The sequence below is a fragment of the Devosia sp. MC532 genome, from assembly GCF_016461625.1.
Taxonomy (GTDB): Bacteria; Pseudomonadota; Alphaproteobacteria; order Rhizobiales; family Devosiaceae; genus Devosia.
The window spans coordinates 1-11967 of the sequence record NZ_JAEMNZ010000013.1 but is presented as its reverse complement, the minus strand read 5'-3'; the positions used below and the strand labels follow the sequence as shown (position 1 = coordinate 11967).

The 11967-nt window shown below is 58.2% G+C and carries 14 protein-coding genes and 1 tRNA gene; 2 read left to right on the top strand and 13 right to left on the bottom strand.

Annotated features, from left to right (window positions below):
• Positions 1-8 precede the first annotated feature (8 nt).
• The 13 genes from JHC09_RS14815 to rplU form a co-directional block, all read right to left on the bottom strand.
• Positions 9-1421, bottom strand: a complete 1413-nt coding sequence (locus tag JHC09_RS14815) for a S41 family peptidase (protein WP_199532602.1) — start codon at positions 1419-1421, stop codon at positions 9-11.
• An 8-nt stretch (positions 1422-1429) separates the two neighbouring features.
• Positions 1430-2839, bottom strand: coding sequence for a peptidoglycan DD-metalloendopeptidase family protein (locus JHC09_RS14810; RefSeq protein ID WP_199532601.1), 1410 nt, complete (start codon positions 2837-2839; stop codon positions 1430-1432).
• Positions 2840-2956: 117 nt separating this feature from the next.
• Positions 2957-3442: a 23S rRNA (pseudouridine(1915)-N(3))-methyltransferase RlmH gene (rlmH, locus tag JHC09_RS14805; RefSeq protein WP_199532600.1), complete on the bottom strand. Its 486-nt coding sequence runs from the start codon at positions 3440-3442 to the stop codon at positions 2957-2959.
• A 6-nt stretch (positions 3443-3448) separates the two neighbouring features.
• The gene (gene rsfS / locus JHC09_RS14800; RefSeq protein WP_248306085.1) at positions 3449-3838 is read right to left on the bottom strand and encodes a ribosome silencing factor; all 390 of its coding nucleotides are present in this window, start codon (positions 3836-3838) and stop codon (positions 3449-3451) included.
• Between the two features lie 181 nt (positions 3839-4019).
• Positions 4020-4655: a nicotinate-nucleotide adenylyltransferase gene (locus tag JHC09_RS14795; protein ID WP_349236559.1), complete on the bottom strand. Its 636-nt coding sequence runs from the start codon at positions 4653-4655 to the stop codon at positions 4020-4022.
• A gap of 63 nt (positions 4656-4718) precedes the next feature.
• Positions 4719-6005, bottom strand: a complete 1287-nt coding sequence (locus JHC09_RS14790) for a glutamate-5-semialdehyde dehydrogenase (RefSeq protein WP_199532599.1) — start codon at positions 6003-6005, stop codon at positions 4719-4721.
• Positions 6002-7135 (bottom strand): glutamate 5-kinase, encoded by a 1134-nt coding sequence (proB, locus tag JHC09_RS14785; RefSeq protein WP_199532598.1) that lies wholly within the window; start codon positions 7133-7135, stop codon positions 6002-6004. Before proB ends, JHC09_RS14790 begins: the two co-directional genes overlap by 4 nt.
• 115 nt (positions 7136-7250) lie before the next feature.
• On the bottom strand, positions 7251-8288 hold the full coding sequence (gene obgE, locus JHC09_RS14780) for a GTPase ObgE (RefSeq protein ID WP_169196512.1): 1038 nt from the start codon (positions 8286-8288) through the stop codon (positions 7251-7253).
• Complete coding sequence (locus tag JHC09_RS14775; protein WP_199532597.1) at positions 8285-8812, bottom strand: GNAT family N-acetyltransferase; 528 nt, start codon at positions 8810-8812, stop codon at positions 8285-8287. The genes obgE and JHC09_RS14775 overlap by 4 nt, the downstream gene beginning before the upstream one ends.
• Before the next feature lie 5 nt (positions 8813-8817).
• Positions 8818-9378: a GNAT family N-acetyltransferase gene (locus JHC09_RS14770; protein ID WP_199532596.1), complete on the bottom strand. Its 561-nt coding sequence runs from the start codon at positions 9376-9378 to the stop codon at positions 8818-8820.
• Complete coding sequence (locus tag JHC09_RS14765; protein WP_199532595.1) at positions 9375-9902, bottom strand: GNAT family N-acetyltransferase; 528 nt, start codon at positions 9900-9902, stop codon at positions 9375-9377. Before JHC09_RS14765 ends, JHC09_RS14770 begins: the two co-directional genes overlap by 4 nt.
• Positions 9903-10020: 118 nt before the next feature.
• Complete coding sequence (rpmA, locus tag JHC09_RS14760) at positions 10021-10287, bottom strand: 50S ribosomal protein L27 (protein WP_169196508.1); 267 nt, start codon at positions 10285-10287, stop codon at positions 10021-10023.
• Positions 10288-10299: 12 nt separating this feature from the next.
• Positions 10300-10794 (bottom strand): 50S ribosomal protein L21, encoded by a 495-nt coding sequence (gene rplU / locus JHC09_RS14755; RefSeq protein WP_169196507.1) that lies wholly within the window; start codon positions 10792-10794, stop codon positions 10300-10302.
• Between the two features lie 504 nt (positions 10795-11298).
• On the opposite strand from rplU, the gene JHC09_RS14750 reads away from it, so the two are divergent.
• Positions 11299-11388, top strand: a tRNA-Ser gene (locus JHC09_RS14750).
• A 91-nt stretch (positions 11389-11479) separates the two neighbouring features.
• The gene (locus JHC09_RS14745) at positions 11480-11875 is read left to right on the top strand and encodes a DUF6538 domain-containing protein (RefSeq protein WP_199532594.1); all 396 of its coding nucleotides are present in this window, start codon (positions 11480-11482) and stop codon (positions 11873-11875) included.
• Positions 11876-11967 lie beyond the last annotated feature (92 nt).

Below are 11967 nucleotides of genomic sequence, written 5' to 3'. Positions count from 1 at the left end.
GAAAACCTTTATTCCGCCTTTGGCGGGAAGGCTTCGTGGGTTTCTTCACCGGTAATCAGCTTCACCGCATACTGGAGCTGTACGTCCTCGGCTGCATCTTGCGGCACGTAAACCGAAGAGCCGACTGTCGCTTCTTCTTGGCCTTCGATCTCGATATGGCCTTCGAGTGCAGCTTCGCCGATGATCTCGTCACGACCCTTGATCTCGTCAGGAACCTTCTGCAGCACTTCAATGTCGGGCGTGATGCCGAGCGCCTGAATGGACCGGTTTGATGGCGTGTAATAGCGCGCGGTTGTGATCCGCATTGCGCCATCAGGACCAAGTCCGATGATCGACTGCACCGAACCCTTGCCGAATGAGCGCGTGCCAACAACGGTTGCGCGCTTGTGGTCTTGCAGAGCACCGGCGACGATTTCCGAAGCAGAAGCCGAGCCACCATTGACCAGAACAATCATCGGAATGTCTTTGAGGCGACGATCCAGCGGATCGGGCGCTGCGTCATAGCGAGCGCTTTCGCGTTCGGTGCGGCCACGGGTCAGCACAACAGCGCCGCGCTCAAGGAAGGCGTCCGCGACATAGACCGACTGATCGACCAGTCCGCCTGGATTGTTGCGCAGGTCAAGGATGATGCCTTTGGGCGCCTTGCCGTCACGTTCTTTCCAGATATCGTCCACGGCCTTTTCGATGCCGACGAAAGCTTGTTCGGAGAAGCGCGACAGGCGCAGAACCGCGACTTCGTCATCCCCTTCCATGCTCCAGCGCACAGCGCGCATCGAAATGGTGCCGCGGGTCAGTTCGAACTCGAGAGGCTCGTTCACGCCTTCGCGGGCGATGGTGATTTTTACCTTGGTACCGACGGGGCCGCGCATTTTGCCAACGGCTTCGTCCTGGGTCATGCCCTGAACGTCGTCGCCGTCGATCTCGATGATAAGGTCATTCGACAGAATGCCAGCCTTGGCAGCCGGGGTGTCGTCGATGGGCGAGACCACTTTAATATAGCCGTCTTCCATCTGGATCTCGACGCCCAGACCACCGAACTGGCCCGAGGTGTCTTCGCGCACATCGTCGTAATCGGCAGGCGGCAGATAGCCCGAATGCGGATCAAGCGATGTCAGCATGCCCTGAATGGCGGCGCGGATCAGCTCCTGCTCATCCGGCGGATCAACATATTCAGCGCGAATGCGGTCGAAGATTTCGCCGAACAGATTGAGATCGCTATAGATCTCATCATCGCTCCGCGGCTCAGCCTTGTCCTGCTTGCTGGGCTCTGGCTCTTCCCCGCTCGGGTTTGGTGCCTCCTCAGCGGGTTGCTCAGTGGGTGCAGGATCGGTTGGAGCTGCGTCTTGCGCCAGAACCAGGCTGGTGGAGGACAGGAGCAGGGCCGCACAGACTGCGGCGACACGGTGCTTAGGAGGATGCATAAATGTGTTTATCCAGTCTGTTCGATAGTGGCCCACCAACCGTTCGGGTCGAAAGGCTCGTTGTCTCTTCTCAGCTCAATATAAAGCGTTGGTTCGTTGTTACCAGCACCTGTGGTGACTGTTCGTCCCATGGTGCGCGATCCCATCGTCCCGAGGGGTTCGCCCATTTGAACAAATTGGCCAATCTCAGTCGTAATGGATTCCAAACCGGCGAGGAGCGTGGTGTAGCCATCCCCGGTATTGAGAATGATGATTTCGCCGTAATTGAGGTAAGGGCCCTTATAAAGTACCCAACCATCTGATGGAGCGAGAACCTGTGCCGTCGGACGGGTGATCAGATACTGGCCTTGAGAGACCCCACCTTTGCCGTCATTGGCGCCCCAATCGAGCGCCAGCGTGCCATTGGCTGGTTGGGTCAAATACCCGCGTGCCAGTGGGAAGGGCACTGCAGGTTGCGTCCGGCTGGTGTTGGCAAAAGCCAATTGCACAGCCTCTGGCGAGAGGCGCGGCAGGTCCTCGTCAGGCGAGGCGGGACGCGTTGAGGCGTTGGCGCGGTCAGAGAGCGCGCTGATCAGTTCGCGCAGCGTCGCGGCCTTTTCCGCCAGGGCAACAGCCGCTTCCTCTTCCGCCTGCAATTGGGTGGTGCGTTGGTTGATACCGGTCTTGCGTGCCGTAATCAGGGTCGCAATGCGCAATTGTTCTTCTTCGAGAACATCCTGATTGGCGCGCAGAGTTTCCTCTTCGGCCATGGCCGCGATCTTAATATCGGTCAGCTCTTTAAGGTCTGCCGACACAGAATCCGCCTTGGCGCGCAATTGCGGCACGATCGCTGAGATCAGCATAGCCCCGCGCGCCGAACCCAAAGCATCGCTCGGATCGACGATGAGTGCCGGAGGCGGATTGAGCGATATGCGTTGAAGCGCTGCCAGCACATTGGCGACCTCAGCGTCAGCGCCATCAAGACGACCGCGGACGTCCATTTCTTTAACGATCAGCTCGGAGAGGCGCTCTTCCACATCGGCGATTTCGATTTCCGCCAGTTTGACCCGCTGCGCCGCGCCAATGAGCGCCGCGTTCTGCTGGGTGCGATCGCCTTCCATCGCTTCAATCTCGGCTTTAAGCGCATCGATGCGCTCCCGCGAGATGGTCAGCGAGGCTTCAACTTCTTCCAGATTGCCGACATCGAGCTGCGGCTCTTCGGGTGGCAGGACCTCGACCGCGGGGGCCACAGGCTGTTCAGTTGTTAAGTCGAGACCTACCTCACCAGCAGGTTGGGCGACGTCGAGCGCCGGGCGGAGTTCCGCTGCCGGATTGGAAATAGGTTCAGCGTCTTGTGAGAGAATAGGGAATACGCCAAGGCCTGCCAGAACGGTGCCGGCAAGCAGGGTCTTAACGGTGCGGGCCGGCCGCAGAGGCATGGCGTCTCCTCAAGGGATAAACGATCCCGAATCAATTCAGCGGCAATTTAGCAAGCCTTCGGACAATCGCCCGTTAACTCTGCTTAACCATCACAGCGGCGAGACTATGGCGAAAGCCTAGTCGCCGCGATGATAGGGATGGCCCGAAAGGATTGTGGTTGTGCGATAAAGTTGTTCAGCCAGCATGATCCTAACCAGCTGATGTGGCCAGACCATGGGTGAAAAGCTCACCACTAAATCGCATTGTTTCACCAGTTCTGGATCAAGTCCGTCAGCGCCGCCGATCATAAAGCTCACTGACGAGCGGCCATCGTCGCGCCAACGACCGATTTGCTTGGCAAAACTTTCCGAGGTGATGGCTTTGCCGCGCTCATCGAGCGCCACCAGAACCCCGCCCTCGGGCAGAGCGGCGCGGAGGCCTTTGGCTTCCTCGCTCTTGCGCGCAGGCGCTGACCCGGCCCGGCTTTCATTGAGTTCTGATACGTCAAAGCCGGTCAGAGCCAATGGTTTGCCGCTGCCCTGAGCGCGCTCACGATAACGGGCCACAAGCTCGCGCTCTGGCCCGTTCTTCATCCGGCCAACGGCCGCGATTGCGATGCGCATGAGATCTTAGTGCTGATCCGCCGAGAAATCGGCCTGCCACATCTTTTCGATGCTGTAGAACTCGCGCACTTCTGGGCGGAAGATGTGAACGATAACGTCGTCCGCATCGATCAGTACCCAGTCGGCCTGCTGCAGGCCTTCAACGCGTGGCTTACCGAAACCGGCGTCGCGCAGGGCGATGACCAGCTGGTCAGCAACAGCGGCGACGTGACGGTTCGAGCGACCAGAGGTCACCACCATGTAATCAGCAATCGAGGACTTGCCTTCGAGGTCGACAGACACAGTGTCTTCGGCCTTGGCGTCATCGATCGTGTTGAGGATAACCTCAATGAGAGTTTTCTTCTGTGCCACTACGTCGTCTCGGGAAGCAGGGGCGGTGTTTTCGGGCGTGGCCATTAGCAAAGGCCTTCCGCCCATGCGCGTGCATGGGTCATGCGAGGGATATCGATCCTAAAATTGTTGCTCGGAATGTCGCGGCGACGTGAATACGGCAAGCCGTCATTTCCTGTTCCGGTGAATTCACCATTGGCCCTAAAAATACGCGTTTACCGAGGATTTCGCAAGGTCAGGCTGAAAATCAAGAAACAGCAGGATTTTGACCCGCTCGAATGGCGCTAGACGACAGATTTGATTGCCTGCCTTGGAGATAAACCCAGGCTGGCGTCTGCGCCCCGACAATCAGGGCTGGAGCGTCTTCATCACGTTTTGCGTAGTCAAATGTGGCAGAGGCTCGGCTGACCAAGGCTTTTCGCGCCGCGCCGGGACGCGCATAGACGGCAATCGGCGTGGTCGCAAAAATTTGCCGCCAGCGCTCCCACTTGTGCATGTCAGCGAGGCTGTCCGCGCCCATGATCCAAACAAAGCGTCGGTCGGGCAGGGCTGTGACAAGATGGTTCAGCGTCTGCCAAGTGTATTTTATCCCGAGCGCCGCCTCGAACCCGGTGACTTTGATGCGCGGATCGCCGATGCGCGCCCGCGCCGCCAACACCCGCTCTTTTAAGCTCGGTAGGCCCGCGTTGTTCTTGAGCGGATTGCCCGGCGTCACCAAAACCCAGAGCGCATCAAGCTGCAAACGTCTTAGGCTTTCCTCCATCACGAGGAGGTGCCCATCATGCAGGGGATTAAAACTCCCGCCAAAAAGCCCAATGCGCATCCCCGATCCCGAAGGTGGGATTTCCGTGATACCCGCAATCTTGAGTTTTGGCCGGAGCACTTTCTTACCTCGCCCCTAGGGGGAGAGGTCGACGCGAAGCGGCGGGTGAGGGGGGCTTCAGCATCAAGGCCGCAATTGCCCGTTGCCGCGCACGCGATATTTAAAGCTCGTCAGCTGCTCTACGCCCACCGGCCCACGAGCATGCATCTTGCCCGTCGCAATACCGATCTCGCCGCCGAAGCCAAATTCACCACCGTCGGAGAATTGGGTTGAGGCATTGTGCATGATCACGGCGCTGTCGATCTCGTTGAAGAATTTTTCAACCGCCTCACCATCCTCAGCGATAATCGCCTCGGTGTGATGGCTCGAATAATGCTCGATATGGGCGATGGCGGCCTCAACACTATCGACGATTTTCACCGAGATGATGGCGTCTTCATATTCGGTCTTCCAGTCCTGCTCCGTCGCCGCGATGGCGTCGGGGATCAAGCTCATAACCTGCGCATCGCCACGGATTTCGCAGCCTTTTTCGATCAACGCTGCGATAATCGGCTTGAGATGGGTGTCCACTACGTCCTTGTGAACCAGCAGGGTTTCAGCCGCGCCGCAAATGCCCGTGCGGCGCATTTTGGCGTTGGCGGTAATCGCCACAGCCTTGTCGAGGTCAGCGCTTTTATCGACGTAGACGTGCACCAGTCCCTCAAGATGGGAAAACACCGGCACCCGCGCTTCGGCCTGTACGCGTGCCACTAGCGATTTGCCGCCTCGTGGCACGATCACGTCAATATTGCCGTCGAGACCCTTGAGCATTTCGCCCACGGCTGCACGATCCGTTGTCGGTACTAGCTGCACGCATTCAACCGGCAGGCCGGCCAAATGCAACCCATCGAGCAGGCAATCAACCAGGGCGCGCGACGAGTGGAAACTATCCGAGCCGCCGCGCAGAATAACGGCGTTGCCGGCCTTGATGCAGAGCGCGCCCGCGTCAGCGGTCACATTCGGGCGCGATTCAAAAATCACGCCGATCACGCCGAGCGGGGTGCGCACGCGCTCGATATGAAGCCCGTTGGGACGATCCCATTCGGAAATGACGGTGCCAACGGGATCAGGCAGCTCAGCAATGGTTTTGACCGCTGCAATAATGCCGTCGATCCGCGCATCATTGAGCAAAAGTCGATCGAGGAAAGCGCCGGATATGCCCTTTTCCGTTGCGGCTGCCATATCGAGCGCATTGGCCTTCAAAATGGCTTTCCGATGCGCGTTGATCGCGCCAGCGGCGGTGAGCAGGGCCGTGCGCTTCTGCTCGGCCGTCGCGATCTTTAGGGCACTCGCGCCCTTGCGCGCGTTGCGGCCCAGCTCGGCCATGATCTGAGGCAGGGAGGCGTCCGCGGTCATTTCTGCTGCGCTCATACCAAAGCCTCCTCGTCGATACCGATCATAACCAGATTGTCGCGATGAACCATTTCCGAGCGGTTGCCAACGCCCAGAAGTTCGCCCATGCGATCAGAATTTTTGCCCATCACGAGACGGGCGTCTGCACTGTCAAAGCTCGACAGCCCACGCGCAATTTCGCGCCCGGAGTCATCGAGAATAGCAATCGTGTCGCTGCGCTCAAAATCACCAGTGATCTTGGTCACGCCAACGGGCAGCAGCGATTTGCCCTGCCGCAGCGCACGTACGGCACCGGCGTCGAGCTGCAGCGTGCCTGCTACCGAAAGCGTGCCCATAATCCAGCGTTTGCGCGATTGGGCGCGGCTGGTGGCCGCTTTGAATAGGGTGTGTAGGCCGCCCATGTTGAGGCGGGCCAGCGGGTGCGCTTCGGTGCCCTTGGCGATGATCATCGCGGTCCCCGCAAGCGTTGCGATCTTGCCTGCCTCGACCTTGGTGGTCATGCCGCCACGCGAGAGGTGGCTCGCAGCGCCACCTGCCATGGATTCGATTTCAGCCGTGATGCGGTCCACGACCGGAATATGGGTCGCGTTGGGGTCTTTGGCGGGAGGCGCGGTGTAGAGTCCATCAATATCGGAGAGCAGAACAAGCAAATCCGCTTCGATCATCGTGGCGACGCGCGCCGACAGGCGATCATTGTCGCCATAGCGAATTTCAGCCGTAGCCACCGAGTCATTCTCATTAATGATTGGAATTGCGCCCAAGCCGAGCAGCGTGCGGATGGTTGTGCGCGCATTGAGGAAGTAGCGGCGCTCTTCGGTGATATTGGGCGTGATCAGGATTTGCCCGGTCACAATACCATGCTTGCCCAATGCCTCTGCCCAAGCCTGCGACAGCGCAATTTGCCCGGCACTGGCGGCCGCTTGCGATTGTTCGAGCGTCAGCGACAGCGCCGATAGTCCCAGCAGCCCACGACCGAGCGCAATCGCGCCTGAGGAGACGATAACGATCTCCTTGCCTTCGCCTTTCAAGCTCGCCACGTCTTGAGCCAGCTGCGCCAGCCATTCGGCGCGCAATTTGCCAGCTTTGTCCACCAAAAGGGCCGAGCCGATCTTGATGGTGATGCGGCGGTAGGAGGCGAGGGCGGTCATCTGTTTAGATCCGATTGTGGGTCTTTGGTGCGCCAGAGCCTGGTTCTCAAGAGGCGCGTGGGTCGTCGGAAAAAAGGGGTTCTCAACACAGCGAGAACCCCCAGATTGGGCTAGATTATGGTGTCCACGGAACGTGGGCAGTCTTGCCAGCGTCCTCTGCGGCCTTTTCTGCATCAAGCAGGTTCAGCACGTCGTAAAGAACCTGATCGACACCCTTACCGGTCGCGCCGGAAACGAGGCGGATTTCAGCGTCGGTCACTTCCTGAATGGCGGCGACCTTTTCGGCGATCTCTTCTTCGGTCAGAGCGTCGATCTTGTTGAGAACAACAATCTCTTCCTTCTCTGCCAAAACGTCCGCATAGGCGCCCAACTCATAGCGCACCGCTTCATAGACGTGTGCCACGTCTTCATTGGTGCCATCGATGAGGTGGATCAGAACCTTACAGCGTTCAATGTGGCCGAGGAAACGGTCACCGATCCCAATGCCTTCACTCGCGCCTTCGATGAGGCCCGGAATATCGGCCAGAACGAATTCACGCTCGCCAATGCGCACAACACCGAGGTTGGGGTGCAGCGTGGTGAAGGGATAGTCGGCGATCTTTGGCTTTGCCGCCGAAACAGCGGCGAGGAAGGTCGACTTGCCTGCGTTTGGCTGGCCGACGAGACCCGCGTCCGCGATCAGTTTCAGGCGCAACCAAATGCCCTTTTCAATGCCTTCCTGGCCAGGGTTCGCGCGGCGCGGCGCCTGGTTGGACGAGGTCTTGAAATAGGCATTGCCGAAGCCGCCATTGCCGCCCTGCAGCAGAACAACGCGCTGGCCGATTTCAGTGAAGTCGGCGATCAGCGTTTCCTGATCTTCTTCAAAGATCTGGGTGCCCTTGGGCACGCGCAGCACAATGTCTTCGCCGTCGGCACCGGTGCGGTTCTTGCCCATGCCGTGTACGCCGGTGTCAGCGCGGAAGTGCTGCTGATAGCGGAAGTCGATGAGCGTGTTCAGCCCTTCGCAGCATTCCGCAATAATATTGCCGCCGCGTCCGCCATTGCCGCCATCGGGGCCGCCGAACTCAACAAATTTTTCGCGCAGGAAGCTGACAGCGCCAGCGCCACCAGCACCTGATTTGATGTAGACCTTGGCCTGGTCGAGAAATTTCATGCCTGTCGTGCCTTCCAGACGCTGTGCGTCAATATGGTATCGATATGCTCTACCTCAGCGTCTCGTGCAAGGCAGTGCAAAGTGGAACGTTCCATCTCGGTAAACCCGAGCCGTTTTTGCACGGCCAGCGAGGCATGGTTGAAATGGTAGACGCCCGAGTAAAGGGCTGGAGCCTGGGTTTGCGCAAAAAACCACGCGACAGCTGCCGTCGCGGCTTCACTCATGATCCCTTGGTTCCAATAGGGTTGACCCAACCAATATCCCAAAACAGGACCGGATGGACCAGATTGATAGCCGATATGGCCCACATATCCCCGTCCGTCGAGATCAATTGAGAAATTGACCTCGTCTGCGACACTGGGTGGGCGCAAAGACCGCAGCCAAGTATCGGCATAGCTGCGCTCATAAGGGTAGGGAACGCGCGCCAGATTGCCCGATACCTCAAAATTATTGAGATAGCGGGTAATCAGCTCGGCGTCGGCCAATATTGGCTGACGCAGCGTTAGGCGCGCGGTTTTGATCATCGGGCTCAGCATTCCAGCACGCGTCTGTTATCCTCTCGCGCTTGCGGTTCGGCGAGCATCTCTCGTCCCACCCAAGCACCGCGCGTCAGTTGGGAGATCACATGCTCCACATTGTGCTGCAACGCATGAGAGAAGCGTCGGTCGCGATCAATGGGCAAAAAACCCAGTTTCTCCTGCAAGCGGAGCGACGCCAAATTGTTGATCTGCACCGCCGTGGTGATGGCGTCCCGTTCGGATGAGGCAAAATACCAATCGAGCACGGCGCGCACCGCCTCGGTGCCGAGGCCGCGTCCCCAATGGCTGCGGGTTATGCCAAACCCCAGCTCAGGGGTGATGGTCACTCCACCCACCATGATGCCGTTCTGTTCAACGACAAACATGGTGCGCACTGAGCTCGGCGCGATCACATCGGCCAGCCAATCGCGCGCCATGCTCAGGGTGAATGGCCACGGCAGAGGCGTCATCCAGCGCGCAACATCATAAGAGCCCATGGTCAAAACAAAGGCTGGTGCATCATCAAGGCTTGGCTGCCTGAGGGTCAGGCGTTCTGTTCTGAGCGTGGTCATCTTATGAGTTCCAATCTCATATAAACGACGGGCTGTCCGATCAGATTGCCTTCGAGGTCAGGGCCTTCCCCCACTTCGATAAAGCCAATTTTACGCAAAACCCCGCGCGAGGCGGTGTTCTCGGCCAAGGCGCGCGACCTAAGCGATGCGATGCCTGTTTTGCGCGCCGCAGCCACCAAGGCTTCGGCGGCTTCGCTCATATAACCGTTCCCCCAATGCTCTTCCGCCAGCCAGTAGCCCAGTTCTGGCTCCTGTCCGCCTTCAAGACGAAAACCAACGATACCGATTAACGCTCCCTCGAGATAAATGCCGAGCACGTGCTCGCCATCACTGGGAACAATGTTTTCGATAAAGAAGCGGGCGTCGTCTTCGCCGTATGGGAAGGGCAATCGCGACATGAATCGATGCAGATTTCGATTATTGCACGCGCGCGCGATGGCTTGGACGTCATTGAGGGTCGGAGTGGCCAGAACCAGGCGCGCAGTGGTGGTCGTGGTTGGCAGCAGGTCTTTAAAGCTGGTCATAGCATTCACTCCGAAAGGAAAGAAGGGGAACCGGTTTCCCGGTCCCCCTTCATTTTCGGTGTGTCACCAAACTTGCCGGGGGACCTAGGGTCACCGGCAAGATTGTCAGCTTGCCGGATTATTCGGCTGCTGCTGCCGGGATGACAGACACGTGTACTTTGTTGTTTGCGCGGGTGCGGAACGCAACGTTGCCGTCTACGAGTGCGTAGATGGTGTGGTCCTTACCAAGACCAACGCCGGTGCCGGTTGCCCACTTGGTGCCGCGCTGACGGATGATGATGTTGCCAGCGATAACAGCTTCGCCACCGAACTTCTTCACGCCAAGACGACGGCCAGCGGTATCACGACCGTTGCGGGATGAACCGCCTGCTTTTTTATGTGCCATCTCTAGGGCTCCTTATTCCTGATCGGCCTTAGGAGCTGCCTTCTTGGCAGCGGCCTTCTTTGCTGGCTTTTCAGCAGCAGCGTCGTCGGTTGCAGCAACCTTCTTAGCAGCTGGCTTCTTAGCAGCCTTTGGTGCTGCAGCTTCATCAGCAACAGCAGCTGGGGCTTCAGCCTTAGCAGCAGCCTGAATGGTCGGCTTTGCGCCGCCGGTCAGGATTTCGGTGATGCGAACAGTGGTGAGCTGCTGGCGGTGACCGTTACGACGACGCGAATTGTGGCGACGACGCTTCTTGAAGATGATGACGGTCTTCTGCTTCTTGGTTTCAACCAATTCAGCAGCGACCAGAGCGCCTTCCACCAGCGGAGCGCCGACGGTGTCGCCAACCATGAGGACTTCGTCGAAGGTGACGATGTCGCCTGGAGCTGCGTCCAGCTTTTCGATCTTGATGACGTCGTTAGCAGCAACCTTGTACTGCTTACCGCCCGTCTTGATAACGGCAAAAGTCATATATAGTCCGATTGGGTTTCAATCGGTCCCTTGTTGTCGCGCTCTACGGCGCCGCAAACCCTTTTGGGATCAGCGGTCTTCGCGATTGGTCAAATCGAGTTTGACCCGTAGCCTCGAACAGCGTTTTCAAACGAAACAAACGCTCTGGTTAGACACCAGCGCGCAAGTTGCTCGGCTTATCGAGGGAAATGGCGCCAGAGTCAAGGCAAAGCCCCTGAAAAACCGGGCTTTGCTCGTCGGTTCTGCTGAACTGTGATCATGGTGTTTTCCACAATCGCCTCTCCGTCCAGCAAAATTGCATAGCGACCGCTTTTAGCCCTGCTGAAGGCGTGGGATTGCGGGACTTCCCCTTGTGTTTGGCCTCGGTCTGCAGGGTGAGGCGGAAAACATGTCGCAATATCAGCGAGGAAATCTTGGGGCGGGGGAGTTGCAAGGGTAAAAAGCCTATGTCATAAGCCGCCCATCAACCACGGCGGTCTTGGAAAAGATCGCTGAAGACCTCGCGGAGAGGTGGCAGAGCGGTTGAATGCACCGCACTCGAAATGCGGCATAGGGGCAACTCTATCGGGGGTTCGAATCCCCCCCTCTCCGCCACTTCACTCTGGAAGCCCAGAGTTCCTGAATTCCCAGCATATCCAGTGCCTTGACCTTCCTGCTGTTCCATTGAACTGCTACAGCGAAGGGCATGACTGACGTGCCAAAACATCCCCGCTTGGTGTGCCGTAAAGGCGTTTACTACCATCGTGCTTCCGTGCCGTTGGACATCCGAGACACGTATCCGAAGACCGAAGAGGTTTTTTCTCTCAGGACCAAAGATTCCAGAGAAGCCGTCAAGCTTGTTCGTAAGGCCGCTGCGGAGGTGGATGCGCGGTTCGATGAACATCGTCGTCGACAAAATGCTGTGGTCTCCATCCGCGAAGAGCTGACCGATGCGGAGCTGACGGCTGTCGAGCAAGCCTACTACGCGTATCTGCTGGAAGAGGATGACCAGCGGCGCGATGGTGGGTTCTACGATGGTGAGATGCTGGAGCTGCCAGCGCCTACTTTTGAGCTGCTGCCGGTTTTGAGGACACCGAGTTAAGGTGTTTTTGGAACTGGAGAGTTTTTATGGAGAGACGCAAGTTCAGCCGGGAGTTCAAGCTCGAGGCTGTCAGGCTGGTCAGGGATCGGGGT